The 25,968-nt window shown below is 71.5% G+C and carries 22 protein-coding genes; 12 read left to right on the top strand and 10 right to left on the bottom strand.

The window, feature by feature from the left end:
• Positions 1-131 precede the first annotated feature (131 nt).
• Complete coding sequence (locus ACZ4D5_RS13105) at positions 132-608, bottom strand: VOC family protein (protein WP_467772429.1); 477 nt, start codon at positions 606-608, stop codon at positions 132-134.
• 131 nt (positions 609-739) lie between these two features.
• Entirely contained in the window at positions 740-1,564 is an 825-nt protein-coding gene (locus tag ACZ4D5_RS13100) for an arylamine N-acetyltransferase family protein (RefSeq protein WP_467772428.1), read from the bottom strand.
• Positions 1,565-1,913: 349 nt separating this feature from the next.
• On the opposite strand from ACZ4D5_RS13100, the gene ACZ4D5_RS13095 reads away from it, so the two are divergent.
• From ACZ4D5_RS13095 to ACZ4D5_RS13085, 3 genes are all read left to right on the top strand, one after another.
• The gene (locus ACZ4D5_RS13095) at positions 1,914-3,071 is read left to right on the top strand and encodes an epoxide hydrolase family protein (protein WP_467772427.1); all 1,158 of its coding nucleotides are present in this window, start codon (positions 1,914-1,916) and stop codon (positions 3,069-3,071) included.
• Positions 3,072-3,214: 143 nt separating this feature from the next.
• Positions 3,215-5,479, top strand: coding sequence for an ATP-binding cassette domain-containing protein (locus ACZ4D5_RS13090; protein WP_467772426.1), 2,265 nt, complete (start codon positions 3,215-3,217; stop codon positions 5,477-5,479).
• A gap of 310 nt (positions 5,480-5,789) precedes the next feature.
• Positions 5,790-8,012 carry an MMPL family transporter gene (locus tag ACZ4D5_RS13085; protein ID WP_467772425.1) on the top strand — a complete coding sequence of 741 codons (2,223 nt, stop codon included), beginning with the start codon at positions 5,790-5,792 and terminating at the stop codon, positions 8,010-8,012.
• A gap of 93 nt (positions 8,013-8,105) precedes the next feature.
• Here ACZ4D5_RS13085 and ACZ4D5_RS13080 read toward each other — a convergent pair whose 3' ends face one another.
• The gene (locus ACZ4D5_RS13080) at positions 8,106-8,522 is read right to left on the bottom strand and encodes a winged helix-turn-helix transcriptional regulator (protein WP_467772424.1); all 417 of its coding nucleotides are present in this window, start codon (positions 8,520-8,522) and stop codon (positions 8,106-8,108) included.
• A 134-nt stretch (positions 8,523-8,656) separates the two neighbouring features.
• Here ACZ4D5_RS13080 and ACZ4D5_RS13075 point away from each other — a divergent pair, with 134 nt between their 5' ends.
• Positions 8,657-9,466 carry an NAD(P)H-binding protein gene (locus ACZ4D5_RS13075; protein ID WP_467772423.1) on the top strand — a complete coding sequence of 270 codons (810 nt, stop codon included), beginning with the start codon at positions 8,657-8,659 and terminating at the stop codon, positions 9,464-9,466.
• Here the strand turns inward: ACZ4D5_RS13075 and ACZ4D5_RS13070 are convergent.
• The 5 genes from ACZ4D5_RS13070 to ACZ4D5_RS13050 form a co-directional block, all read right to left on the bottom strand.
• Positions 9,442-10,839 (bottom strand): glycosyltransferase family 2 protein, encoded by a 1,398-nt coding sequence (locus ACZ4D5_RS13070; RefSeq protein ID WP_467772422.1) that lies wholly within the window; start codon positions 10,837-10,839, stop codon positions 9,442-9,444. The genes ACZ4D5_RS13075 and ACZ4D5_RS13070 overlap by 25 nt on opposite strands.
• A gap of 53 nt (positions 10,840-10,892) precedes the next feature.
• Positions 10,893-12,095 carry an MFS transporter gene (locus ACZ4D5_RS13065; protein WP_467772421.1) on the bottom strand — a complete coding sequence of 401 codons (1,203 nt, stop codon included), beginning with the start codon at positions 12,093-12,095 and terminating at the stop codon, positions 10,893-10,895.
• Complete coding sequence (locus ACZ4D5_RS13060) at positions 12,092-13,651, bottom strand: GMC oxidoreductase (RefSeq protein ID WP_467772420.1); 1,560 nt, start codon at positions 13,649-13,651, stop codon at positions 12,092-12,094. The genes ACZ4D5_RS13065 and ACZ4D5_RS13060 overlap by 4 nt, the downstream gene beginning before the upstream one ends.
• 76 nt (positions 13,652-13,727) lie before the next feature.
• Positions 13,728-14,903 carry a hypothetical protein gene (locus ACZ4D5_RS13055; RefSeq protein ID WP_467772419.1) on the bottom strand — a complete coding sequence of 392 codons (1,176 nt, stop codon included), beginning with the start codon at positions 14,901-14,903 and terminating at the stop codon, positions 13,728-13,730.
• Positions 14,904-14,914: 11 nt separating this feature from the next.
• Positions 14,915-15,268 (bottom strand): ACT domain-containing protein, encoded by a 354-nt coding sequence (locus ACZ4D5_RS13050; protein WP_467772418.1) that lies wholly within the window; start codon positions 15,266-15,268, stop codon positions 14,915-14,917.
• A 290-nt stretch (positions 15,269-15,558) separates the two neighbouring features.
• Here ACZ4D5_RS13050 and gntD point away from each other — a divergent pair, with 290 nt between their 5' ends.
• From gntD to ACZ4D5_RS13030, 4 genes are read left to right on the top strand one after another with little or no spacing between them, the layout of a single operon-like run.
• The gene (gene gntD / locus ACZ4D5_RS13045; protein ID WP_467772417.1) at positions 15,559-16,644 is read left to right on the top strand and encodes a guanitoxin biosynthesis L-enduracididine beta-hydroxylase GntD; all 1,086 of its coding nucleotides are present in this window, start codon (positions 15,559-15,561) and stop codon (positions 16,642-16,644) included.
• 56 nt (positions 16,645-16,700) lie between these two features.
• Positions 16,701-17,726: an EamA family transporter gene (locus tag ACZ4D5_RS13040; RefSeq protein WP_467772416.1), complete on the top strand. Its 1,026-nt coding sequence runs from the start codon at positions 16,701-16,703 to the stop codon at positions 17,724-17,726.
• Positions 17,723-18,607, top strand: coding sequence for an MBL fold metallo-hydrolase (locus ACZ4D5_RS13035; RefSeq protein ID WP_467772415.1), 885 nt, complete (start codon positions 17,723-17,725; stop codon positions 18,605-18,607). Before ACZ4D5_RS13040 ends, ACZ4D5_RS13035 begins: the two co-directional genes overlap by 4 nt.
• A complete protein-coding gene (locus ACZ4D5_RS13030) occupies positions 18,604-19,812 on the top strand; it encodes a PrnB family protein (protein ID WP_467772414.1) in 1,209 nt (402 codons plus the stop codon). Before ACZ4D5_RS13035 ends, ACZ4D5_RS13030 begins: the two co-directional genes overlap by 4 nt.
• Positions 19,813-19,863: 51 nt before the next feature.
• On the opposite strand, the gene ACZ4D5_RS13025 is transcribed toward ACZ4D5_RS13030, so the two are convergent.
• Positions 19,864-20,901, bottom strand: a complete 1,038-nt coding sequence (locus ACZ4D5_RS13025) for a helix-turn-helix transcriptional regulator (protein WP_467772413.1) — start codon at positions 20,899-20,901, stop codon at positions 19,864-19,866.
• A 301-nt stretch (positions 20,902-21,202) separates the two neighbouring features.
• On the opposite strand from ACZ4D5_RS13025, the gene ACZ4D5_RS13020 reads away from it, so the two are divergent.
• The 4 genes from ACZ4D5_RS13020 to purB all read left to right on the top strand — a co-directional run bounded on the left by ACZ4D5_RS13020 (position 21,203) and on the right by purB (position 24,888).
• Positions 21,203-21,346, top strand: a complete 144-nt coding sequence (locus ACZ4D5_RS13020) for a hypothetical protein (protein WP_467772412.1) — start codon at positions 21,203-21,205, stop codon at positions 21,344-21,346.
• Between the two features lie 92 nt (positions 21,347-21,438).
• Positions 21,439-22,854 (top strand): adenylosuccinate synthase, encoded by a 1,416-nt coding sequence (locus ACZ4D5_RS13015; RefSeq protein ID WP_467772411.1) that lies wholly within the window; start codon positions 21,439-21,441, stop codon positions 22,852-22,854.
• Positions 22,851-23,558 (top strand): HAD family hydrolase, encoded by a 708-nt coding sequence (locus ACZ4D5_RS13010; protein WP_467772410.1) that lies wholly within the window; start codon positions 22,851-22,853, stop codon positions 23,556-23,558. The genes ACZ4D5_RS13015 and ACZ4D5_RS13010 overlap by 4 nt, the downstream gene beginning before the upstream one ends.
• A 16-nt stretch (positions 23,559-23,574) precedes the next feature.
• Positions 23,575-24,888, top strand: coding sequence for an adenylosuccinate lyase (gene purB / locus ACZ4D5_RS13005; protein ID WP_467772409.1), 1,314 nt, complete (start codon positions 23,575-23,577; stop codon positions 24,886-24,888).
• 17 nt (positions 24,889-24,905) lie between these two features.
• On the opposite strand, the gene ACZ4D5_RS13000 is transcribed toward purB, so the two are convergent.
• Entirely contained in the window at positions 24,906-25,898 is a 993-nt protein-coding gene (locus ACZ4D5_RS13000; protein WP_467772408.1) for a DUF3048 domain-containing protein, read from the bottom strand.
• Positions 25,899-25,968 lie beyond the last annotated feature (70 nt).

Genomic DNA, 25,968 nt, shown 5'->3' with positions numbered 1-25,968 from the left:
GACGCTCCCCGAGTCGGCGGCCGGACGGCCGTCCCTGGACTGACGCGTCGACGGTATGCAGCCGCTGCGGGGAGCGAGTGGGCCAATCGGCGCCCGTGGCCGTGTGCCACTTCGGTCGTCCCCGGGCCCGGCTACCCCTTGCCGTCGGCGGCCGCCTGGAGCGCGGCCACATCCAGCTTCTTCATGCCGAACATCGCCTGCTGGGCGCGCTGGGCGCGCTCCGCGTCCGGGCCGGTGACGAGCTCGCCGAGGAGGGTGGGCACCACCTGCCAGGACAGGCCGTACCTGTCCTTGAGCCAGCCGCAGGGGCCCTCCTCGCCGCCCTCGGAGAGCTTCGTCCAGTAGTGGTCGACCTCCGCCTGGTCGGCGCAGTCGATCTGGAAGGAGACCGCCTCGTCGAAGGTGAACTCGGGGCCGCCGTTGATCGCCGTGTACGGCTGGCCGTCGAGCTCGAAGTCCACGGTCAGGACGGTGCCGGCCGGGCGCGGGGCGTTCTCTCCGTAGTACGAGACGTGCTTGATCCGCGAGTTCGGGAAGACCGAGACGTAGAACCGCGCGGCCTCCTCGCTCTGCGTGTCGAACCAGAGGTTGGGGGTGATCCTGGGCATGGCTCTCTCCCTGTCTGCCGATGCGGACACCTGCGTCCGCCCGCGTGGCCGCCCGTGTGGACGTCCGCCTATGTGGACCGTCGCACCGCCCGGAACTCATCGCCACAGGGCAGCCGGATCGCGCCGCCCGCTCACCCGGCCGTGCGGACCCGCGGCTCGTGCCGCAGCGCGATGCCGAAGTGCCGGTCGTAGGCCGCCAGGACCTCCGCCTCCGTACCCAGCTCGGTGGTCTTCTTCTCCAAGCCCTCGCCCGCGGTCTCGGTGAGCTTGCGGCCGCTGAGGGTGACCCGGCCCTGCTCGGTGACGATCGAGCAGACCAGGGACCGGGTGAAGTGGGACTCGGGGGAGGTGCGGTGGTACCAGGCGCCGGCCTTGAAGTCGGCCAGCGCACGCGGGCGCCGGTCGACCAGATACTGCTTCGCGCCGTCCTTGACGACCTCCAGATCGCCCTCCGAAGTCTCCGTGAGGCGGAAGGTGCCGCCGGGATCGGTCTGTTCGCCCCGGTCCCCGAAGGCGAGCGGCAGATGGCTGTGGGCGCCGAAGCCGACGTCCGCGAGCCAGTCGCCGCCGTCCTCGGTGCGTACGCGCAGCGCCATGTGGTCGAAGGGGATGCCGAGGCGGCCCCGGTCGTCGTACACCCGTGCCTGCACGATCTCGACAGCGAAGCCGAGGGCCCTCAGAAGCGCGGCGAACGCGCCGTTGAGCTCGTAGCAGAAGCCGCCTCTGCGCGCGTCCACGACCTTGGAGACCAGGTCCTCGTCGGTGAGGACGATCTCCTCACCGAGGTGGATCGAGAGGTTCTCGAAGGGGACGGCGCGCAGATGCGCCAGGTGCAGATCGCGCAGGGCCCGTGTGGTGGGGGCGGTGGGGCGCGCGGCGCCGATGCGCCGCAGGTAGGCGTCGACCCGGTCGGTGTCGACGGCGGTCCGGTCAGCCATGATCTTCGCGGTGTCCATGTGATCAGTGTGGTCCGTGACCGGCGCCGTGGCGACGGACCCCCGACGGTGTCCGCACCGGACCTCGGTCCCAGGTCCCGGGCCCCGGCGGCCACGCGCCTCAATTCCCGGGTGACGCACGGCAGTACGTGTGTATAGTCACCGCAGAGCGCACGCCACAGCGGTGTCGCGCGACGCGAGAGCGAGGAGGTGAGCCCGATGACCACGCAGCACCCGTTCCGGGCCCTCCTGACCGCAGTCCGCGTCTGACGTCGCACACCGCACGCCGTCCATCCGGCGGGCGTCGTCGCCCGGGAGCGCCCACCCACCGCGACAGCACACGTTCCTGAGCGAAGGATCCGAACCACCCGTGACTATCACGCCCTTCCAGGTCTCCGTCGGTGACGACGTCCTCGACGACCTGCGTACGCGTCTTCGGCGCACCCTCTTCACCGAGGCCTCCGACCCCACCTCGTGGGCGGCCGGCACCGACCCCGACCACCTGCGCCGCCTCGTCTCCTACTGGGCGGACGGCTTCGACTGGCGCGCCGCCGAGGCCGCGCTCAACTCCTTCCCGCACCACACCGCCGAGGTTGCGGGCGCCCGCGTGCACTTCGTGCGTCTGCGCGGGGCACGGCCGCACGGCGCACCGGCCCCGCTGCCGCTGGTCCTGACCCACGGCTGGCCGAGCAGCTACGTGGAGATGCTGCCGCTGGCCCGGCGGCTCGCCGACCCGGGCGGCCACGGCGGCGACCCCGCCGACGCCTTCGACGTGGTCGTGCCCTCCCTGCCCGGCTTCCTCCACTCCGAGCTGCCCCAGGGGCCCTTCACCCGCAGGGGCGTCGCCGGGATCTGGCACGAGCTGATGACACAGACGCTCGGATACCGCCGCTTCGGCGCCTTCGGCGGGGACATCGGAGGAGGCGTCACCCAGTGGCTCGGCGCCCTCCACCCCGGTGAGGTCGCCGGCGTGCACATCACGTCCGCCGTGGTCGCCGCCGACTTCGAGGCGCAGCCGCCGACCGCCGAGGAGCAGGCCTACCTCGACCACCTGGAGGCGTACGACGCCGGCGACCAGGGCTACAGCGAGATCATGTGCACCCGGCCCGACACGATCGCCGCCGCGCTGCGGGACTCCCCGGCCGGACTGCTCGCCTGGATCATCGACAAGTACCGCGACTGGAGCGACTGCGACGGCGACCTGGAGGCCCGCTGGGACAAGGACACCCTGCTGACCGTCGCGACCCTGTACTGGGCCACCGGCAGCATCGGCTCGTCCTTCCGGCAGTACTACGACTACGTACGCCACAACACACCGGTGCCGCCCATCACCGTGCCCGGCGCGGTCACCCTCAGCCACGAACCCGCGTACGCGCACTACCCGAAGAGCCTCGCCGAGCGCGTCTTCACGGATCTGCGCCACTGGAGCACCCCGCGCAACGGCGGTCACTTCATGGCGCACGAGGAACCCGAGCAGGTCGCGCGTGAACTACGGGAGTTCTTCCGCCCGTTGAGGGCCACGGACTGACCCCGTCCCACCCGCGCCAACCCTTCGCGACGCCCCCGCGGTCACCGACCGCGGGGGCGTTCGCGCGTTCGAAAATGGTCCACCCTCGTACTGGGTACGGTGTACGCTTTTCCTCTCGCCCGACTCTGCTCAAGGAGCGCTCAGTGCAGGCCATACCCGCCGACAGCCACAACGTCATCCAGGTCCGTGGAGCCCGCGAGAACAACCTGCGGGACGTCTCCGTCGACCTCCCCAAGCGGCGGCTCACCGTCTTCACCGGGGTCTCGGGGTCCGGGAAGTCCTCGCTGGTGTTCGGCACCATCGCCGCCGAGTCCCAGCGCCTGATCAACGAGACGTACACGGCCTTCATCCAGTCGTTCATGCCGAGCCTCGGCCGGCCCGACGTCGACGCGCTGCGCAACCTGAGCGCGGCCATCGTCGTCGACCAGGAGCGGATGGGCGCCAACTCGCGCTCCACGGTGGGCACCGCCACCGATGCGTACACCATGCTGCGGATCATCTTCAGCCGCCTCGGCGAGCCCCGCATCGGCACCTCGGGCGCCTTCAGCTTCAACCTCCCCGACGGGATGTGCCCCGAGTGCGAGGGCACCGGCGAGGTCTCCACCGTCGACGTCGGCCAGCTGGTGGACCGCGAACTCTCCCTGAACGAGGGCGCGATCACCGTTCCGTACTACGCGGTGGACTCCTGGAGCTGGCAGATCATGGTCAACTCCGGCTTCCACGACCCCGACAAGAAGCTCAAGGACTTCACCGAGCGGGAGTGGGCCGACCTCCTCCACAAGGACCCGGTCAAGGTGAAGGTCGGCGCCAACGGCTTCACGTACGAAGGCCTGGTCTCCAAGATGCGGCGGACCTGGCTCGCCAAGGACCGCGAATCCCTCCAGCCGCACATCAAGGCCTTCGTGGACCGCGCGGTCGTCTTCGCCCGCTGCCCGGTCTGCGACGGCACCCGGCTCGCCGCGGCCGCGCTCTCCTCGAAGATCGACGGACGCAACATCGCCGAGTGCTCGGCGATGGAGATCAGGGACCTGGCCGCGTTCGTGCGCGGCCTCGACGACCCCGCCGTCGCCCCGCTGATCACGAGCCTGAGCGAACTCCTGGACTCCCTGGTCGAGATCGGGCTCGGCTACCTCAGCCTGGACCGCACCTCGGGCTCGCTCTCCGGCGGCGAGGCGCAGCGCGTGAAGATGGTCCGCCACCTCGGCTCCAGCATCACCGACGTGACGTACGTCTTCGACGAACCGACCATCGGCCTGCACCCGCACGACATCCGCCGCATGAACGACCTGCTCCTGCGGCTGCGGGACAAGGGCAACACCGTGCTCGTGGTCGAGCACAAGCCGGAGGTGGTCGAGATCGCCGACCACGTCGTCGACCTCGGACCCGGTGCCGGTGAGGCGGGCGGGGAGATCTGCTACAGCGGTGACGTCGCGGGCCTGCGCGCGTCGGGCACGCTCACCGGCCGCCACCTGGGCCACCGTGCCCGACTGCGCGAGACCGTGCGCACCCCCAAGGGCCGGCTGTCCGTCAAGGGAGCCGACCTGCACAACCTCAAGGACGTCGAGGTCGACATCCCGCTCGGGGTGCTCACCGTGGTCACCGGAGTCGCCGGATCGGGCAAGAGCTCGCTGATCCACGGCTACGTCTCGGGGCAGGGCGGCGTGGTCGTCGCCGACCAGTCGCCGATCCGCGGCTCGCGCCGCTCCAACCCCGCGACGTACACCGGGCTCCTCGGCCCGATCCGCACCGCCTTCGCCAAGGCCAACGGCGTCAAGGCGGCGCTGTTCAGCGCCAATTCACAAGGGGCCTGCGCCAAGTGCAACGGCATCGGGCTCCTCTACACCGACCTGGCGATGATGGCCGGGGTGGCGTCCGTGTGCGAGGAGTGCGAGGGCAGGCGGTTCACCGCCGAGGTGCTCACCTACCGGCTGCGCGGCAAGGACATCAGCGAGGTCCTCGGCATGTCGGTGGCCGAGGCGCACGACTTCTTCCCCTCCGGGCAGGCACACGCCATCCTCGGCCGCCTCCGGGACGTCGGCCTCGGCTATCTGCGGCTCGGGCAGCCGCTCAACACCCTCTCCGGAGGTGAGCGGCAGCGGCTGAAACTCGCCATTCACATGGCGGAGAAGTCCTCCACGTACGTCCTGGACGAGCCGACCACCGGCCTCCATCTCGCCGATGTGGACAAGCTCCTGGCTCTTCTCGACCGGTTGGTCGACGACGGGAACTCCGTGATCGTCATCGAGCACCACCAGGCCGTGATGGCGCACGCCGACTGGATCGTCGATCTCGGCCCAGGTGGCGGCCATGACGGCGGACGCGTGGTGTTCACGGGGACTCCGGCCCAACTGGTCACCGAAGCGGACACCGTCACGGCGCACCATCTGCGGGAGTACGTCGCGAGATGACGCCCAGGTCAGGGACGGCGCAGGTACGCGAAGAAAGGGAGTCGACTATTCCGCGCCAAAGGCGAAGGAACTGTTGACACGTGCCTGCTCCTTGTGGCCTAGACGGGGCGATCGCTCCTCATCCCAGGGGATGACATGCGTCGCGACGCAGTACAGCGACCGTGGGTCGATAGTCCGGCTCACAGTCGGACTTACGTCCTTCGAACGGCAGTGAGGATGGAAGGGCATCCTGCTGGACCCCCTGACGTGCGCGAATCCCGCGACAGGGGGTCGTCCCTGCCTGCCCAACCCGACGGGAGTCCCTTTCGCCGTGGCTACGTTCCTGTACAAACTAGGCCGCCTCGCCTTCCGGCGACGCCGCTATGTGGCGCTGCTGTGGGTGGCGTTGCTCGTCGGTGCGGGCTTCGCAGCCTCGGCCGCCCCCGCACCACCCGCCGACACCTTCTCGATGCCGGGAACGGAGTCGCAGAAGGCCTTCGACGTCCTGGAGAAGCGCTTCCCCGACGCCAGTGCCGACGGCGCCAGCGCCCGTGTCGTCATCCGGGCCCCCGAGGGCCAGAAGATCACCTCGGCCAAGCCCAAGGCCGAGGTCGAGAAGATGGTCGCGGCCATCGGCAAGGGATCGTCTCAGGTCGCGAGCGTCGCCGACCCGTACAAGGCGAAGACCGTCAGCAAGGACGGCACCACCGCCTACGCGTCGGTCACCTACAAGGTGGCCGCCATGGAGCTGACGGACAAGTCGCGTGACGCGCTGACCAAGGCCACCGACCAGACCCGCAAGGCGGGCCTGACCGTCGAGACCGGCGGCGACGCCATCATGGCCGAGCAGGAGATGGGCGGCAGCGCCGAACTCATCGGCATCGCGATCTCCGCGGTGGTCCTGATCCTCACCTTCGGCTCGCTGGTCGCCGCGGGCATGCCGCTCCTGACCGCGATCATCGGCGTGGGCATCGGCATCTCCGGCATCGCGGCGCTCGGCAGCGTCCTCGACCTCTCCGCCACGACCTCCACGCTCGCGATGATGATCGGCCTCGCGGTCGGCATCGATTACGCCCTGTTCATCGTCTCCCGCTACCGAGCGGAGATCGCCGAGGGCCGCGAACCCGAGGAAGCGGCGGGCCGGGCCACCGGAACCGCGGGCTCCGCCGTGGTGTTCGCCGGACTCACCGTCGTCGTCGCCCTCTCCGGCCTCGCCGTCGTCAACATCCCGATCCTCACCAAGATGGGCCTGGCCGCGGCCGGCACCGTCGTGATCGCCGTCCTCATCGCGCTCACCATGATCCCCGCGCTGCTCGGCTTCGCGGGCCGCAAGGTGCTGCGCCGCAAGGACCGCAAGAAGCCCGCGGGCGCGCTCCTGGATCCGCACGCCAAGCCCAAGCTCGGCACCCGCTGGGCGCGCTTCGTGCTTCGCCGTCCGCTCGCGGTCCTGCTCGTCGCCGTCGTCGGCCTCGGTGCCGTCGCCGTCCCGGCCACCAGCCTGGAGCTCGGCCTGCCCGACGAGGGCACGGCGGCCCCGGACAGCACCCAGCGCAAGGCCTACGACATGCTGTCCGAGTCCTTCGGCGCGGGCTTCAACGGCCCGCTGATGATCACCATCAGCAAGGACTCCGACGTGGCGGGCGCCGCCAAGACCGTCGGTGAGGAGATCGCCAAGGTCGACGGCGTCGCCGCCGTCACGCCCGCCACGCCCAACGAGGCCGGCAACACCGCGATCATGAACGTCGTCCCGAAGACCGGGCCGAGCGACCACAAGACCGAGGAACTGGTCAAGTCGATCCGCTCCACCGCCGACGGCGTCGGGGCCGACACCGGCTCCGAGGTCCTGGTCACCGGCCAGACCGCGATGACGATCGACTTCTCGCAGACCCTGGACGACGCGCTGCTCCCCTACCTCGGGCTCGTCGTCGGCCTGGCCTTCCTGCTCCTGATGCTGGTCTTCCGCTCGATCCTGGTGCCGCTCAAGGCGGCGCTCGGCTTCCTGCTCTCGGTGGCCGCCGCGCTCGGCGCCGTGGTCGCGGTCTTCCAGTGGGGCTGGCTCGCGGACATCGTGGGCGTCGACCAGCCGGGCCCGATCATGAGCATGATGCCGATCTTCATGATCGGCGTGGTCTTCGGTCTCGCCATGGATTACGAGGTCTTCCTCGTGACGCGGATGCGTGAGGCGTACGTCCACGGGGCGCGCCCCGGCGAGTCGGTCGTGACCGGCTTCACCCACGGCGGACGGGTCGTGGCCGCGGCCGCGATCATCATGATCAGCGTCTTCTCCGGCTTCATCATGGAGAACGACGACATGATCAAGATGATGGGCTTCGGTCTGGCCGTCGCCGTCCTCTTCGACGCCTTCGTGGTCCGCATGGCGATCGTGCCCGCGGTCCTCGCCCTGCTCGGCAAGTCCGCCTGGTGGCTGCCGCGCTGGCTGGACAGGCTCCTGCCGAACGTGGACGTGGAGGGCGAGAAGCTGCACAGGAGCCTCGGCGACACCGTGTCGCCCGGCGCCGAGACCGAGCGGGAGCTGGCACCTGTGGGCAGGTGACGCACCGCCGTTCCCGAGGAGCGGGCCGGACGGGACACCCCTTTGGAGGGGCGTTCCGACCGGCCCGCTCGGTCTTTGCGCCTCCTGCCCGCTCTACGCCCCCTGCGCCTCGTCGTAGGAGGCGCGGGCCGCCGCGATGGCCGGGCGGTGGTGGATCGACCAGTCGGCCAGCGCCTTGACCAGGTGTGTGAGGCTGTGGCCCAGCTCGGTCAGCTCGTACTCGACCTGGGGCGGAATCGTCGGGTACACCGTCCGCTTGACCAGGCCGTCACGCTCCAGGCGGCGCACGGTCAGGGTCAGCATCCGCTGCGAGATGTCGCCGTGGATCCGGCGCTGCAGCTCCTTGAACCTGAGCACGCCCGCGGCGAGTTCGACCACCACGTACACCGACCACTTGTCGCCGAGGCGGTCCAGGACGTCCCTGACCCCGCACTCGTCCTGCGGCGTCTCGCAGCTGATCACCGGTTCACCGGCCGGGACGGTGGTCACACCGGTGTGCCCTGCTGACATTCAAGTGCCTCCTTATGCGGCCGAGCGCCGCCGATCATGATGGTTCCCGGGCCGCTGCCGTCGGAGCGACGGCAGCGGACCGACCCACGTGGGCGACCCACGGGAGAAACCACTGACGACGGGGGAACCTTCCCATGCTCATGATCACCGGCGCCACGGGCGCCCTCGGACAGCTCGTCACCGCCCGCCTCGCCGACCGCGACGACGTCGTCCTCGGCACCCGCAACCCGGCCCCGGGCGGACGCCGCATCGACTTCGACGACCCGGCGTCCCTGGACTTCACCGGCGTCGGCACCCTGCTGATGATCTCCGCGGGGGCCGCCGAGGACGACGTCGTCATCGCCCGCCACGACGCCGCGATATCCGCCGCCGAGAAGGCGGGCGTGCGCCACCTCGTCTACACCAGCCTCAGCGGCGACGGCGACCACCTCACCTACGCGCTGGCCCACCGCTGGACCGAGCGCAGACTGCGCGACTCCTCTCTGCGCTGGACGGTGCTGCGCAACGGCCTGTACGCGGAGTTCCTCGCCGCGATCGCCGCACCGGGGCCCGACGGGACGATCGCCGCGCCGCTGGGCGGGGGACGCCTGGCCGCGGTGGCCCGCGAGGACCTCGCGGAGGTCGCCGTACGCGTGGCGACCGCGCCGGACGCGCACGTCGGCCGCACCTACGAGCTGGTCGGCGAAGAGGCCCTGGGCGGAGCCGAGCTGGCGGCCGCGCTCGGCGGCTCCTACGAACCGGACTCGCTTGCCGCGACGCGCGCCGCGATCACCGGGGCGGGCCGGGCGCTGCCCTTCCAGGTGCCGATGCTCCTGAGCACCTACTCGGCGATCACCGGCGGCTTCCTGGACGGCACGGCCATCGGGGACAACGCCCTGCGCACCCTCCTGGGCCGCGAGCCGCGCCCGGCGATCGAGGCCTACGCGCGTGCCGTGCGCGGCTGATCGGTGTCGTCGTCGAGGTGCCTCAGGTGGGTCGCGCGCAGGCGGCCCTGCCGGTCCGAGGAGCGGATCATGCTCCAGAGGTACTGCACGGGACCGATGTTGCGCGTGAGCGACCACAGCAGGATGCCGGCCGGGAGCAGCACGTACTCGGCGGGGCCCAGCGGCGGCAGCGGGCGGCCGAGCTTCCCCGCCGCCCGGCGGACGAGGTACGCGGATAGCGCGGCGTTGAGGAACGGCAGTACGGCCAGGGCGGGTTGGCCGAGCACGACCGCGGCGGCCATCAGGAACCAGTACGGGACGGGGCCGAGCAGGAAGCAGCCCGCGCTCCGGTAGATCGACGCAAGCCGGCTCAGCTCGAAGCGGAGCGGCTGGGCCGCGCGGTACTCGGGCAGCAGCCAGTGGAACTGCAGCACGTCGACCATGCCGGAGTACCAGTAGCGCTTCTGCGCGGTCACCGCGGCGGCGGACGTGGGGTGTTCGGTGTCCTCCAGGACGGGCACGACGTGGACGGGGACGCGGCGCAGCGCGAGACGGAAGCCGAGTTCGAGGTCCTCGCAGGGCGTCTGCGTGCTGAACCCGCCGACGTCGAGCGCCGTGTCCAGGCGCAGGGCGAGTCCATGGCCCTTCAAGTGGTACGAGTGCCCGAGCGGGCCCCCGCGGTGCGCGGCGCTGTTGCGGCGGTGCAGGTCGTACTCGAAGCCGAACGCCCAGCGGGTCTGGTAGTAGGCGGCGCCGACGGTGTACCAGCGGCCCGGCCCCGTGATCTCGTCCACGTTGCGCAGGGAGAGGAAGTTGATCTGGGCGGCGGCCGGGCAGGACCGCGCGACCAAGGTGTCGCCGAGCGCCTGCACCGAGTCGGGGGCCGCGGTGGAGTCGCCGTTGTAGACGACGACGTAGGTGTGTCCGGCGTCGCCCGAGCCGCGCCGGGCGACGTCCCGCATGCCCGTGTTGAACGCGGCCGCCATGCTCGGCACGTCGCTGCGGTCCATGAGGCAGGTCGCGTCGGCGAACTGGTCGCAGAGTGCCTGAGCCACGGTGTGGGTGGACACGATGCCGGGGCCGTGGGGCTCGTGGACCGAGGTGACGACGGTGATCGTCGCGCGGTACGTGGAGGCCTCGATGGACCGGCGCAGGGCCAGGAACGTCTTCTCCAGGGACTCCACTTCCTGGAAGGCGGGGATGACGTAGTGCAGTCGCATCGCGTCACGGGCCCGGCGCGTGGCCGGATCCGATGCTGCCGCGGTGGCGCGCACCTCGGCGCGCTCCCGCTCCAGGACGGTCGGCTGTCTCCACATGCGCAGCCAGAAGGCGCCGTTGCGCGCGGCCATGGCGGCCAGGACGCTGGACGAGACGATGACGAAGAGTGTGTGCACGGGGTGCAATCCGTTCGACTGATGGTGAAGGGGCCGCTGGTGACCGGGCTCGGCTAGGAGCGCGAGAGCAGCCGGGTGAGTCCGGCCGCCAGGGCGCAGAGCCCGAGCAGGGCGGCGACGAGCGTCACGGCCTCGACCAGGCCGAGACGGCCCCAGAGTGAGCCCATGACGCCGTGCGTCAGCGCGATGGTGATGCCGGTGGCGGTGCCGAGCACCGAGGTCGCGGTGGCGCGCAGGTCGTCGGGGAAGACCTGCTGGCCCCAGACGGCCAGCGTGGTCAGGGCCGCGCCGACGAAGAACTCCGCCCCGAGGTAGGCGACACCGGCGCCGAACCCGCCCCAAGTGGCGCACAGCAGCGAGAGGTTCAGGCCCAGCAGGAGGAGGCCGAGCAGCAGGCCGGGCTCCACGCGCGAGGCCCACCGGGTCGCCGCGGCACCTGCGGCCGCCGCCACGGAAAGGACCAGGAGGACCAGGCCGAGCCACTGCGTCGACAGGCCCACCACCGTCTTCGCGGCGGGCTGCCAGGTGAGGATGATGATGCCGAGGTCGACGCTGGCCAGGACGCTGAAGAGCAGCAGCGGGCGGCACTTCTCGCTCAGGACGAGGCGGATGCCCGAGGCGAGGGAGCGCCACACGGTGAGGCCGTTGCCCTTCGGGGACTCCGGCCAGCTGAGCGCCACCCACGGCGCGGCGGCGAGCAGCACGAGCCCGGCGAAGGTGACGGCGGTCCTCGTGTCCACCGTCCACGCGCCGGCCGCCACCAGGCAGGCGCCCACCGCGGCCGCCGCCCAGCGGATCGTCTCGGCGCCGCGGACGGCACCGGTGCCCCGGTCCTCCTCGCCCTCGGCGTTGAGGGTGTTGACCAGCAGTGCCTGGGCGGCGCCGGAGTGCAGCGCGAGCCCCGAGGCCCACAGCACGATCGCCGCGCCGAAGGAGAGCGCTCCGGTGGCCCGGGCGAAGAGCAGGAAACCGGCGCCCCACACCGTGAGCCCGACGACCACCAGGCGCTTGTGGCCGTAGCGGTCGCCCCAGGCTCCGCTGGGCGCCTCGAGGACCAGCGAGGTGATCGACGTACTCGCGAGGAGGCCGCCGATGACCGCGGCGGACAGACCGCTGTCGCCCATGACGGTCACGAACACGGCGCCGAAGACGAAGTCGGCGACGGAGACCAGGCCCGAGAGGACCCAGACCTTGGTGATCAGGACGTGGCGTCGACCGGGAGGGGCCGTGCGGCCCTGCGCTTCGGCCGTCGTCACGCCGGGCCCGCGAGGTGCTCGGCGAGGCGCAGCGACAGGGCGGCCATGGTCAGGAACGGGTTCCACGAACCGCGGGTGGGGAAGGCAGCCCCGCCCAGGACGTGGACGTTCGCGACGGCGTGCAGCCTGCCGTGGTGGTCGGTGACCGAGTCGTCGGCGGTGGCGCCCATCCTGAGCATGCCCGCCTCGTGGTAGGCGAAGGGCATCCGGCGGTCCGGCGGGGTACTCGACCAGGCCTGTTCCTCGGGGGACCAGTACTCCAGGGGCGTGTCGCCCGCCAGGTGGCCGAGGACCAGGTCGGTGGCGTCGTCCATGGCGTCCCACACGGCGCGGTCGGCGGGCGCGAGGCGGTAGGTCCCGACGGTGACGCCGTCCTCGTCGATGCGGACGCGTCCCGCGTCCTCGGCCTCGGGGTCGGTGTCGCCCGCCAGTTGGGCCAGGCCGTGCACGAGGAGCACCACGTGCTCCTCGTCGCTGACGCGCTGCGGGGTGCCGTCCCCGAACATGTCCGGCATCAGCCGGTAGACGCGGTCCAGGTCCCGCTCCCTGTCGGTGGTCGCGCACGCCGTGACGTGGAGGTGGAACTCACGCTCGGCGGTGGCGCCGTCGACGTACAGGGCGGCCAGTTCGGCTCGCGTGTCGCTCAGGCCGGGGAAGACGTCGCGGGGGAGGCGGCAGGTGAGGAAACTGGCCGTGTTGGCACCGAAGTTGGCTCCCGCGCCGCGGCACAGTTCGGCCGGGAGCGACGCGAGCACCAGGCGCGTCGCCTCCAACGCGCCCAGGGCCAGGACGACGTGGGCGTCCCCGACGGCGAGCGTGGTGTCGGCGGTGCGGACCGCCACGACCCGGCCGTCCTCGTAGGTGAGGCTCTCGACGTGGCACCGCGTCACTATGTCGAGCGTGTCGGGGCGGGCGGCCTTCGCGCGCAGCAGCAGCGTGACGGCGCTGAACTTGTCGACGGCTCCGCTGGCCGCGGGCCCCTGCGCCAGCGGGGCATCGAGGTCCCGCTCGGACTCCGGGTAGGACAGCTCGCCGCAGGAGCGGGCGGCCTTCAGGACCGAGGCGGCCATGTGCCCCTGGAGCGTCGCGTACTCGGGGCCGAGCCGGCTCGCCGGTCGCACGCCGAGCAACTCCCCGGCCTCCGCCCAGTGCCGGTCGAGGCCGTTCACCACCGCCTCCGGCCAGTCGGCCAGTTGGTCCCGCGTCGGCTGCGGGCACGAGCCGCTCCAGACCAGCGTCCTGCCGCCCAGATACGGGACTTGGGGGATGACCTGGAGATCGCCGTCGGCCCGCCACGGCGAGGCGGACGCCGAGGCCATCAGGGGCTGGAAGGCGAGTCCGAGGTTCTGCGCGTGCGAGGGAAGCAGGAACGGCCCCTGCTCCAGGACCAGGACGCGCGCGTCGGGCCTGCGGCGCAGCAGCCCGGTGAGGAACACGGCCGCCGTCCCGCCGCCGCCGACGACGACGAAGTCGTACGCGCGGTGGCGGACGTCGTCCAGGTCCGAGACCACGTGGTGCTCGGCGGAGAGCGGCGGGGACTGGGGGAGTACAGGCATGGTGGGAATCCCTTGAGGCACTGGAGTACGTAGCGGGGAGGGACGGGCGGACGGGGGCGCGCGGCGGCCCCTTCGGTCACACCGCGGCGGGTGCCGCGCCGCCCGCCCGGGCCCTGCGCGTGCCGGCCTCGACCCCGGCGAGGACGACGGGCGTCAGCAACTCGCCCACTTCGGCCAGGCGGTGGACGGGCACGACGCGGCGCAGCGCGCCCGCGGGCAGGGTGGACAGGGCCTGGGCGGCGGTGCTGTCCGGCGCGGTGGGGGCCGTCGGAGCATCCGTCTCGCCGGATGTTGCCAAGTCGCCCGAGACGAGCCCGATGAGATAGGCCGTCTTCCAGATCTCGGAGACGACGATGCGGCTGACCAGGTCCAACAGGCGGGCCACCGACGGCACGTGGGGGAGCAGGTCGACCAGCTCCTCCTCGACCTCGTGCGGAGTGACGCCCCACCGGTCCAGCGCGGGTCCTGAGCGGATCTGGCCCCACCCGTCGACCGTGCTGTCGTCGGGGACGAAGAGGGTCGCCTGCTGGCTCCACCAGTCGTAGTAGGGAACGGCGGGGACGCCGGTGAGCGCGGTGCCGGGGACGGCTCCTGCGGCGGGCGACGGCGAGAAGTTCACCGAACGCCGCAGCCCCATGGTCGTGTTGCCCACCAGGCTCTCCACCGCGTCGTGCTGGGCCAGATTGACCACGGCCGCCCAGGTGGTGAGCCCCGAACGGGCCAGGTACTCCAGGAGCACGACGTCATCGGGGTCTGACTCCGTGCTCTCGGCCGCCGCGAAGGCGTCGAACCCGCGGGCGACGTCCGCCGGCATGACCAGCGCGGCGCACGGTATGTAGTCGTCGACGACCGGGGCCCACGCGAGACCGTGCGCCGCGGCGATCCGCACCGTGGTCGCCGTCCGAGAGCCCCACTCCACGAAGAGGGACAGCGGGTCGTCGGGCCGTGCCGCGACGGCCGCCTTCACCCGGGCGGCGAAATCAGGGACCAGCACCAAGTCGTCCTGCAGCACCAGGTGGTGCGTCGCTCCCGGCGCGACGGAACGCCAGGCGAGGCGCGCCGTGCGCCACGCCGAGGGAATGCCGTCCGGGTCGGGATCGGAGACGACGGTGAGACCGAGTTCAGGATGGGCAAGACACATTTCCCGGGCCAGTTCCGCGCGCCGCGGATGGCTCATCACCACCGCGGAAAGCCGAATGCCGGACGCGTCCTGTTCCACGAATTCCCCTTTGCCGTGCGACGAATTGGACATCGTCCCGTTCCTCACTTCTCTTCCTTTCGTACGTCGCAATGTCCGTGCAGCGCGGTGACGGCGTCGTCGAGTCGCGCGTACGGAACGAGCACCACATCGGCGTCGTGAGTCGACGCGACGAACACCGGGATCTCCGCGGCGGCCAGCGGGGTGAGGAGCGCGACGAGCACGCCGGGGACGTCGAGGCCGTGCGGGTCGGCCCCGCTGTAGAGGGCCGCCCACGTGCCTGCGGACTCGCCCGGCCTGGCCCTGCGGATCACCGTCGGCCCCTCGGGGGCCCGTATGAGCGCCAGCCAGGAGTTGTCGGCTATCGCCTGCGGAAGGTCGGCCCGTTCCACGAGGAACTGCCCCTGGAGAACCAGCAATTGCGGACGTGATGCGGTCATGGAGGCCCTCAGGTCGGCGGCGTGTCGGGGGTGCCCGCCCATTCGAGCACAGGAAAGTCGGCCCGAACGGGGAGAGCCGTGTCGGGTTCCGGACCTGACGACTTCTGGACACGCTGATCCGATGGACTAAAGAACGCGCCGCCGTTCAGAATTCAGCAGGCCGCGGCCCTGGCCGAAAAGGCGCGATGCCACGTCGCTTTTCGCGCCGCCGCGCCCATGCCCCGCACTCATGAGACGCACTCCTTGGAGTGCGTGGAGGAAGGTATTCGGTGTCACTCGATTTCGCCCCACCCATAGCCGCGGATCTGCCGGTAAGGGCCGCCGACGGAGTTCCGTATCTCGAACTGACGGACTCCGAGAGCTCCCGGCTCAAGGACATGGCCGAGGAGATCCTCGACCACGCCCCGCGGATCCCGCTCGAACAGCAGCTGGAGCGGCTCGCCCTCCTCGCGCACGAGGTGCCGGAGTCGGTGCGCGCGAACCTGACGCGCTTCCGGCTGACCGGGCGGCCGTACGGCGGCATGGTCGTCTCCAACCTGCCCGTCGACGAAGCCCTCGCGGGCCCGACGCCGACCGCGTACACCGATGAGCCCGCGAGCCGCGAAGCCGCCCGCGCCGGCGCGCTGTTGCTGCTGCTCGGCTCGCTGATGGGCGACCCGGTCTCGTACCTCACCCAGCAGCGCGGCCGGATGGTCCTCGACCTGTTCCCGATCAAGGGACACGAGCACCAGCAGCTGGGCTCCAGCTCGACCGTCAACCTGGAATGGCACAACGAGGACGCCTTCCACCCGCTGCGGGCCGACTGGATCATGCTGCTCGGGCTGCGGAACCACGACAAGGTGCCGACCACCTTCGCGCCCGTCCAGGACATCGAACTCTCCGAGCGCGCACGGGAGATCCTCTTCCAGGAGCGGTTCGTCATCCTCCCCGACGAGTCGCACACGGCGCAGTTCAACGCCGAGACCACCGGCGTCGAGGGATCCGACTGGTCCGCGCGTGCCTTCGAGCAGATCGCGCGGATGAACGAGACGCCGCGGCGCACCGCGGTGCTCTCGGGCGAGCGCGACGCCCCGCACATCCGCATCGACCCCGCGTTCATGCCGCGCGACCTGGAGCCCGAGGCCGCCGCCGCGCTCCAGGAGATCATCACCGGCATCGACCGGAGCCTGCGCGACGTGTCGCTCGCCCCCGGTGAACTGCTGATCGTCGACAACAAGCGCGCGGTGCACGGCCGCAAGCCCTTCACGGCCCGGTACGACGGCACCGACCGCTGGCTGCGCCGCATCAACGTGACGGCGGACCTGCGCCGCGCCGACGGGCGCAGGTACGGCGACCACGGCCGGGCGCTGGTCTGACCTCGCACGGGCCCGTGGTGGGGCGACCCACCACGGGCCCGACCTGGAAAGGTGCCATGAACCAGACCGATATCCCCCCGACCTCCGCCGCCACGACCCCGCGCTCCGGGGCGCTCTTCGCCGTCGGCGGCATCCTGGTCCTGCAGACCGGCACGGCCTGCGCCGCGAAGCTCTTCGCGCAGCTCGGCGTGTCCGGGACGTCCTGGCTCCGCCTGCTCATCGCCGCGCTGCTCCTCTTCGTCTTCGTCCGGCCCGCCCTCGGTGGGCGTACGCCGCGGCAGTGGGCGAGCGTCTGTCTGCTCGGCGTCGCCTCGGGCGGCATGACACTGCTCTTCTCCGCGGCCGTCGACCGCATCCCCCTCGGCATCGCGGCGACCATCGAGTTCCTGGGCCCGCTGTCCGTGGCCGTGGTGGCGTCGCGCCGCCTCGTGCACGGGCTCTGCGCGCTCCTGGCGGGCACGGGCGTGGCGCTGATCTGCTTCGTCGGCTCGACGGGCGGCGGCGCCTCCCTGGACGTCGCGGGCATCGCGCTGGCCGCCGCCGCGGCCGCCTGCTGGGCCGGGTACATCGTGTACACCCGGGCGGTCGGCGCGGTCTTCGAGGGGTACCAGGGGCTCGCGGTCTCCCTGGGCATCGCCGCCGTGGTGATGACCCCCGTCGGCTTCGGCGAGGGCGTCGGCGGGCTGCTGGGCAGCGAGAACCCGGCGCTCCTCCTTGCGGCCGTGACAGGAGTGGCGCTTCTGGCGCCCGTGACCGCCTTCGCGCTGGAGATGACCGCCCTGCGCCGGATGCCCGCACGGACCTTCGGCATCCTCACCAGCCTGGAACCGGCGGTCGCCGCCCTCGCCGGTCTCGTGCTGCTCGGTCAGTCCCTCGCGGCGGCCCAACTGGCGGGCCTGGCCTGCGTCGTGGCGGCCAGCGCGGGCGCCACCTGGGCGGACCGCGCGGCGGCGGACGGCACGTCGCACGACAACGACGAGCCGCGCCAGAACAACGAGCCGTACAAGAACGCTGAGCCGTACAAGAGCACCGAGCTGTACAAGAACAACGAGCCGCACAAGAACAAGGAGAGCGCGACATGACGACCCCGTGGCACGAGGTCGGCGACGGAGTCTTCCAGCGCCGCTACGAGCCGTGCGACGTGACCGTGACGGCGATCGTCGGCTCGGCGGGCGTCGCCGTCGTCGACACCCGCTGCTCACTGGCCGAGGCCCAGGAGATGAAGCGGGACATCGCGGGGTTCGCGTCGGTGCCCGTGCGCTGGGTGGTGAACACCCACTCCCATCTCGACCACACCTGGGGGAACATCGCCTTCGCGGCCCCGCACCACGCCCCGCCGGCGCAGATCTGGGCGCACGAGTCCGTGCCCGCGGCGCTGACCCCCGACGACCCCGCCGTCGACTTCTTCCTGGACACCTTCACCGACCGCGGCCCCGCATGGCGGGACAAGGTCGACCGGCTGGAGATCGCGCGGCCCACCCACCTGGTCCAGCGGACCTCGGTCGTCGACCTCGGCGGCCGGACCATGGAGCTGCGCTGGACCGGCCGCGCCCACACCGCGGGCGACCTGTGGGTGGTCGTCCCGGACGCGGACGTCGTGGTGGCCGGGGACCTCGTCGAGGAGGCGGGACCGCCCATCTGGGGCCCCGACTCCTTCCCGTTCGAGTGGCCCCGGACCCTCGACGCCGCGGGCGCGTTCCTCGGCGCGGGCACCACGGTGATCCCGGGGCACGGCGCCCCCGTCGACGCCGACTTCGTGTGCGAGCAGCGCGACCTGATCGCCTCGGTCGCCGAGCGGATCCGCGCGCTGCACGCTGCGGGAGTACCCCTGGAGGAGGCACCTTCGGCCGGTACCTGGCCGATGCCCGAGTCCCGTACGACGTACGCGATCGCCCGCGGTTACGCGGCACTCGACCGCCGCACCGAGCCCACCCCGACCCTGAGCACAGAAGGCCCGCGATGAACCAGAGCATGCCGAGCGCCCCGCCGGAGAAGAGCGGCCCGTCGGACAAGAGCGTCCCGCTGGAGAAGTACGACGTCGACCCGGTCCGCGGCTTCCTGCCCGCCAAGGACCCGCTGGTGCGCCTCCCCGAGGAGTTCGCCGCATGGGACGACATCGCCGCGCAGCTGCCGAAGCACCTGGTGATCGGCCGAGCCAGGACCCTCCTGGAGCAGGTGCCGCAGCTCGACACCGACGCGCTGCGCGACCCCGCCGAGCTGGAGCGGGCCATGCTGCTCCTGTCCTACTTCGGGCACGCGTGGATCAACGACAGCGAGCCGCCCGCGCAGTCCGTGCCCGCCGACATCGCGGTGCCCTGGGCCGCGGTGGCCGCCCGCCTCGGACGGCCACCGATCCTGTCGTACGCCACCCAGCAACTGCACAACTGGCGGCGTGTGGACGGCGAACGGCCCGTCGAGCTCGGGAACATCATCCGTCTCCAGGACTTCCTGGGCGGCCTGGACGACGACTGGTTCGTGCTGGTGCACATCGCCATCGAGGCCGCGGCGGGCCCCGGGCTGTCGGCGGCGGTGCGGGCACAGGACGCCGTGCTGAGCGCCGACGCCGACCAGCTGGCCGACGCGCTGCGGCGGGTGGCCCAGAGCCTCGCGGCCATGCAGGCGGTCCTCGCGCGCATGCCCGAGGGCTGCGACCCGTACATCTACTACAACCGCGTGCGGCGCTTCCTCTTCGGCTGGAAGAACAACCCGGCCTTCCCGCAGGGCATTTCGTACGAAGGCGTAGAGGCTTTCGGCGGTCGGCCGCAGGAATTCAGCGGCGAGACGGGGGCGCAGAGCGCGATCGTGCCCTTCCTGGACACGGTCTTCGGCATCAGCGACGAACAGGACCCCCTCGCCGACTACATGATGTCGCTGCGCGCCTATCTGCCGCCCGCCCACCGGGCGTTCGTCGAGGAGGTCGGCCCCCGCGCGGACCTGCGCGGCTTCCTGCTGGAGAGGCGCCCGGCCGAGGCCGTCGCGGCGTACAACGAGTGCATCGAGTCGATGCACGCCTTCCGCGAACTGCACCTGCGCTACGCCGCGCAGTACGTGCAGCAGCAGGCGCAGCGCGACGCGTCGAACTCCAACGAGGTGGGCACCGGAGGCACGCCGTTCATGCGCTACCTGCGCCGTCACCTGGACAACGTCCTGGACCACGTCATCCGGTGACGCACCCGGGGCAGGGCCGAAGGCCGGTGGGTCAGGAACGCAGCCGGTGGGTCAGGGCTCCAGCCAGCCCATCCGGGCCGCGTTGAAGCCCGCCTGGAAGCGGCTCTGGCCGCCGAGCATGGTGATCAGTTCGGCGACCTGCCGCCCCACGGTGCGCTCGGAGACGCCGAGTTTGCGGCTCATCGCCTCGTCCGTCATGCCGGCGGCGAGCATCTGGAGCACCTCGCGCTGACGTCCCGTCAACTCCGGCTTCGACTCGACGGACGCGGTGGACTCGGCCGCCTCACGCGCACCGGGGCCGCAGCGCGGCGCCAGCGGCGTACCGCTGCTCCAGCAGTGCTCGAAGATGTCCTCGAAGACGCCGACCAGGACCTCCCCGCGGACCCGCACGGCGGTGACCGCGTCGCCGGGCGGTGTGAGCGACTGCGGGAAGGCGAGGAACGCCAGGGTGTGGTCGACGATGATCAGCCGCAGCGGCAGCAGCTGCGCGACCCGCACCTTGCCGCCGAGCTCCGCCAACGCGCCCAGATATGCCGCGACATGGGGCGTGGAGGCCGCCGACGCCAGATGGATGGTGCGGATCTCGACGCCCCGCCCCAGGACGTCGGCGTCGCGGTCGAGGCCCTCCTGGAGCATCTCGGGGCGCAGCGGCTTGCCCGGGTGCAGGGACAGCACGCGGTAACGGGCGTGGTGCGCCGCGTCCTCCAGCGCCGTCGTCACCTCGGCCTCGCCGGTGAGCACCTCGATCTGCGCCTGCGAGACGTTCCTGCAGTGGATGGGCTGGAAGGACTCCACCACGGTCGCGACGGCCCGGCGAGTGTCCGACATGTCGTTGAGTACGGCGACCGAGTTGTGCATGGCCTGTCCGAGCAGTTTGTGCACCGCGGAGTCCGGTGTGAGCACCGTCCAGCCGCTGGGTGCCGTGCCGGACTCGACCAGCAGGCTGAGCTCGGCCAGGCGGTCCAGTGCCGCCGTCAACTCCTCCTGGGACCAGGACAGTTCGGCCCGGACCTGCTCGGCGTGCCACTGCGGATTTCTGACGATTCGTGCGTAGAGGACCTCAGCGTGGTCCTGGACGGCGAAGGACATGCGCGCGTACCCCCCAATAGGCCTGTCACGCCCCTGAGTGGCCGATTCAAGCACAGCTCGTCTTTGGTTCATACCAATGGTCCACGATGAGGACACCGCCGACGCGGTGCCTGTCCGGGTCTGGCCATAGCCGGTATCGGACACGGATCTTCCCTGGTCAACGCCTTCGGGACGCGGACATGATGGCCGCGCCGCCAAGGCAGCGGGGCCCAGTGTCGTGCCGCGCGAGCTCTCCGACAGCCGGGCAGGCACCGACCTTCGCACCGGACTGAAACCTTCCGTTCGAAAGGCACCGCATCCCATGAATCGCCGCAGCCGCGCCGTCCTGTTCACCGTCGCCCTGTTCGCCGCCCTCTCGCTCGGAGCGGGCGCCGCGCAGGCGGCGCCGACCGCCACCGCCACATCGGCCCAGAGCGACGGCAAGGACTCCCTGATCTGGGGTTGAACGGCCTTCTTTTGCGCAACTTGTTCCTCCTGCGCAACCCATCCACCTCTCGTGCGTCTCTCGTGAAAGCTCTCGTGAAAGGGAGAACCGTCGTGGCGAACTATGTCTGGCCAGGGATCACCGAGGTCTGGGAGGCCCGTGCGGCACGGACCGAGGCGCTCCTGCGCCCGCTGGCGGAGGCCGGGATCACCGCGACCGCGCCGCAGCGCGTGAGCTGGGTCGGCGACCTCCAGCAGGGCGACGGCGGCAAGGGCGCCATGGTCGACCGCCTCGCCGCCACCCACCAGGTGATCGTGCGCACCCAGGGCGGCGACAACGCCGGCCACACCTCGGTGTTCACGGACGCGTCCGGCGAGCGCGTCGAGATCAAGAACCACCTGATCCCCTCCGGCCTGCGGCACCCCAACACCGTCGGACTGCTCGGCAACGGCGTCCTGGTGAACGCGGAACGCCTCCGGCACGAGCTGGAGCAGTTCGAAGGCATCGGCGAGAGCCTCAAGGCGCGTCTGTTCGTCAGCGACCGCGCCCACCTCGTCCTCCCGCTGCACCTGCTGGCCGACTCCCGGCAGGAGGCCCACAAGGAGCAGTCGGGCAAGGCGATCGGCACGACCCGCCGCGGCATCGGCCCCGCCAACGCGAGCAAGGTGAACCGCATCGGCGTACGGGTGTACGACCTCTTCGACATGGCTCTGGTCCGCGACCGCATCCGGGACAACGTCGCGTTCTTCGGCCTGCCGCAGGAGGAGGTCCGGCGGAACCTGGAGTGGGTGAGCGGCCACCGCGACCTGCTGCTCTCGCACGGAGTGGACTCCCGCAGCTTCCTGGCGGCCGCCGTCGAGGCCGGCTACTCGGTCCTCGCCGAGGGCGCCCAGGGCCCGCTGATCGACCTGGAGCACGGCATCTACCCGTACGTGACCACGTCGCCGACCACCGTGCACTCGGTGGCCACCGGCAGCGGTCTCGACGCGGCCCGGCTCACCCACCGCGTGGGCGTCCTGAAGTGCTACCAGACCATGGTCGGCAACGGCGCGTTCGTCTCGGAGGACCACGGCGCCGTCGGCGACCGACTGCGCGAGCAGGGACGGGAGTTCGGCACGACCACCGCACGGCCGCGCCGCTGCGGCTGGCTGGACCTGGTGCACGCCCGCTGGGCCGCGGAGGTCAACGCGTACACGAGCGTGGTGCTCACCAAGCTCGACGTGCTCGACGACTTCGAGGAGATCGGCCTGTGCGTCGGCTACGAACTGGACGGCGACCTGTACTACGAGTTCAAGCCGGAGCACCAGCTCCTGGCGGACTGCAAGCCCGTGTACGCCTACCTCCCCGGCTGGCGCACGCCGACCACCGGCATCAGGACGTACGAGGAACTCCCGTCGCAGGCCAAGGACTTGGTGGAGTTCATCCAGGACTATCTCGGCGTGCGGATGGCCGGCGTCACGAAGGGGCCGGGCGACGACGACATGCTCATCAAGGCGTCCCTGCGCGCCGCGATGGGATGCGCGGCATGATCTGGCCGGACATGGCCGAGCCCCGCACGACGCGGCTGCGGCCGAACCATCACCTCGGCCCCCTGCGCACCCCGCCCCGCTCCGGCGCCAAGCTCGCCCTGTGCGACATCGACGGCACGCTCACCCGCCACAAGTCGATCTGGCAGTTCCTGATGGAGGAGACGGGCGTCTGGGACGGGCCGGGGCGCGCCAACCTCGACGCGTTCCTCGCCGGGCGCATCGCTTACCAGGAGTTCTGCGACCTGGACGCCGGACTCTTCCGCGGGCGGGCCTACGCGGAGGTGGAGAAGATCGCCCACGAGGTGCCCAAGTGGGACGGCCTCGACGCCCTGTTCACCGCCCTGAAGGCGCGCGGCTACCGCGTCGTGCTGATCTCCACCGGTCTGCGGCTGATGGCCAGCTACTTCACCCGCCGCTACGAGATCGCCGACGTCTTCGCCAACGACCTGGAGTGCGACGACGGCATCTGCACGGGCCGTTCCCTCGTCGACGTGGGCGAGCACGAGAAGGAGAAGGTCGTGCGCGAGGTCCTCGACAGGCTCGCGCCGGACTACGTCCTCGCGCTCGGGGACTCCTCCGGGGACCTGCCCCTGTTCAGAGCGGCGGATCTCGCCGTGGCGGTGAACCCGGACGAGCGCGTCGCCGGAGCCGTGCACGGATCGCTGATCGGCGAGGACCTCACCGTGCTCGCGGACGTGCTGTGAAGGGAGGAGGAGCCACGTGATCGAGCGCTACACCCTCCCCGAGATGGGCCGGGTCTGGAGCGACGGCCACAAGTACGAGCTGTGGTGCGCCGTGGAGAGGCTCGTACTGGAAGCACACGCCGCGGCCGGCGCCGTCCCGGCCGACTGCGTGGCGGCGGTGGGCGAGTCCAGGCCCCCCACCCCCGAGGAGGTCGCCGAGGCCGAAGCCGTCGTCCAGCACGACGTCATCGCCTTCCTGACGGCCTGGGCCGACCGGATCGTGCCGCGCGAGGCCGCCTCGTACGTGCACTACGGGATGACCTCGTCCGACCTGGTCGACACGGCCCTCGGCATCCAGCTCGCCGAGGCCACGGACATCCTCCTGGCGAAGGCCGACCGCCTGGTGGGCCTGCTGCGCGACCACGCCCTGGCTCATCGCGCGACCCTGCGGGTGGGGCGCACGCACGGCATCCACGCCGAGCCCGACGTGTGGGGGCACCGGGTGGCCGACCTCGCGTTCGGCGTCGCACGCTGCCGCGACCGGCTGCGGCGCGCGCGCAAGGCGGTGGCCGTCGTCGCCATCTCCGGGGCGGTCGGCACGTACTCGAACATCGAGCCCCAGGTGGAGGCCTTCGTCGCCGAACGGCTCGGCGCCGCGGTGGCCGACGCGTCGACCCAGGTCGTCCTCAGGGACGGCATCTCCGAGTGGGTCAACGTCCTCGCGCTCCTTGCCACTTCACTGGAGGCCATCGCCCTGGAGGTACGGCACGGCCAGCGCACGGAGGTGCGTGAACTGAGGGAGCCGTTCGGCGGCGGCCAGCGGGGTTCCTCCGCGATGCCGCACAAGCTGAACCCGGTCAACTGCGAACGCCTGGCAGGTCTCGCCAGGGTCGTCCGCGCCCAGATCGTGCCGGTGATGGAGGGCATCCCGCTCTGGCACGAGCGGGACATCTCCCACTCCTCGGTGGAGCGCGTCGCGCTTCCGGACGCCGCCGTCACCGTGGACTTCATGCTCGACCAGGCGATCCGCCTGGTGACCGGCCTGCACGTGGACACGGCACGCATGGCGGCGAACCTGCGGGCGACCCACGGCCTCGTCTACTCCTCCGCCGTCCTGCTGGAACTGGTCGCGGCGGGCCTGTCACGGGACCGCGAGGCCTACCCGCTGGTGCAGCGGGCCGCGCTGCGCACCTGGAACACCGACGTCGACTTCCGCCGCGCCCTGCGCGAGGAGGCGACGGCCGCGGGCGTCACCCTCGACGAGGCACGGCTGGACGAGGTGTGCCGCCCGGAGGCCTTCGTCGGGGACCGGCTCGACGGACTGTTCCGGCGGGTCGCGGCCCTCTCCTGAGGTGGTGGAGCGCCGCGTCAGCGGCGGTCCGCGTAGACCATCCAGACCTGGCCCGGCGCGAAGGGCATCGGCCGGCCGTCGGCCAGGGTGAAGGTCGTGCTGCCGGTGGCGGAGGACCGCTTCCATCGGGTCGGGTAGCTCTTGCCGTCGCGCAGCACCAGGGCCGTGCCGCTGCCGACCGTCTCGATGTACGGGGTCACCGCGCCGTTGACGTCCTTGAAGCGCGAGGGCCGCATCGTCACGTACTGGATGACGATCGTGCGGGCACCGAGCCGCGCGCCCGACGTGCTGCGGGCGGGCGAGCCGTCGAAGGACGCGAGCCAGCGGCCCTGCCGCGGCGACCAGCGGAAGGAGTGACTGGCCGACGCGTAGCTCACGGTCCTGCTCGTGGTGGGGGTGCCGCCCGCCGGGGCCGGACCGAAGCGGAAGCCGATGTCGCGGGGGCGGTCGGCACGGGGCGCCGAGCGCAGCAGGGCGCCGGGGCGGGCGAAGAGGTTGTGCGGGGCGGAGCGGCCGTACTGACGGAAGTACGCGCCGGGGACGCGGCCGTGCGGGCGGGCGTACAGCGGGGAGTCCCTGAGCACCTTCTGCAGCGAACTGCGCACCCCGGAGTAGGCGAGGGCGGGCCGGCCGAACTGACGCAGGAGCTCGATGTCCGACTCACGCGCGCTGCGCACCGGGCCCACCGTCCTGGGCAGCCGGCCGGAGTACACCCCCATCAGGCGGCTCATGCCGCCCTCGACCTTCTCCACGTACACGATGTCCGCCTGGTCGAGCCCCGTGTGCGGCCTGGCACTCCGTGCGTTGTCGAATTTCACGGCGAGCACCGGACCTTGACGGGCCATCAGCCCGGTGAAGGGGGAGGGGGCGCGGTGCGGCGGGCCTTCCCCGTCCGTCGGGGCACCCGCATGGGCCGGAACGCCCACCGTGAGCGTCGCCGTGGCGACCAGTGCGAGCACTTTCGCGCCGAGGCGGGTGCGGCGGGTGGCCCGAGGTGTTGTCGCTGCCATCGAGGGGTCTCCGTTCGTGGCCATGCGGGAGGGAACTGCGCAGGCGCAGTGGTACCGCGTGAGGCCATGG

Source organism: Streptomyces sp. NPDC025651, assembly GCF_055558735.1.
Note: the sequence above shows the minus strand (reverse complement) of the source record. Positions and strands in the feature narration are given on the sequence as shown.

Coding starts and splice junctions, on each gene's coding strand:
- ACZ4D5_RS13020 (WP_467772412.1), top strand. CDS start 21,203: ATGAATCGCCGCAGCCGCGCCGTCCTGTTCACCGTCGCCCTGTTCGCC.
- ACZ4D5_RS13075 (WP_467772423.1), top strand. CDS start 8,657: ATGCTCATGATCACCGGCGCCACGGGCGCCCTCGGACAGCTCGTCACC.
- ACZ4D5_RS13055 (WP_467772419.1), bottom strand. CDS start 14,903: ATGTCCAATTCGTCGCACGGCAAAGGGGAATTCGTGGAACAGGACGCG.
- ACZ4D5_RS13010 (WP_467772410.1), top strand. CDS start 22,851: ATGATCTGGCCGGACATGGCCGAGCCCCGCACGACGCGGCTGCGGCCG.
- ACZ4D5_RS13025 (WP_467772413.1), bottom strand. CDS start 20,901: ATGTCCTTCGCCGTCCAGGACCACGCTGAGGTCCTCTACGCACGAATC.
- ACZ4D5_RS13035 (WP_467772415.1), top strand. CDS start 17,723: ATGACGACCCCGTGGCACGAGGTCGGCGACGGAGTCTTCCAGCGCCGC.
- ACZ4D5_RS13060 (WP_467772420.1), bottom strand. CDS start 13,651: ATGCCTGTACTCCCCCAGTCCCCGCCGCTCTCCGCCGAGCACCACGTG.
- ACZ4D5_RS13080 (WP_467772424.1), bottom strand. CDS start 8,522: ATGTCAGCAGGGCACACCGGTGTGACCACCGTCCCGGCCGGTGAACCG.
- ACZ4D5_RS13000 (WP_467772408.1), bottom strand. CDS start 25,898: ATGGCAGCGACAACACCTCGGGCCACCCGCCGCACCCGCCTCGGCGCG.
- ACZ4D5_RS13040 (WP_467772416.1), top strand. CDS start 16,701: ATGAACCAGACCGATATCCCCCCGACCTCCGCCGCCACGACCCCGCGC.
- ACZ4D5_RS13105 (WP_467772429.1), bottom strand. CDS start 608: ATGCCCAGGATCACCCCCAACCTCTGGTTCGACACGCAGAGCGAGGAG.
- ACZ4D5_RS13100 (WP_467772428.1), bottom strand. CDS start 1,564: ATGGACACCGCGAAGATCATGGCTGACCGGACCGCCGTCGACACCGAC.
- ACZ4D5_RS13030 (WP_467772414.1), top strand. CDS start 18,604: ATGAACCAGAGCATGCCGAGCGCCCCGCCGGAGAAGAGCGGCCCGTCG.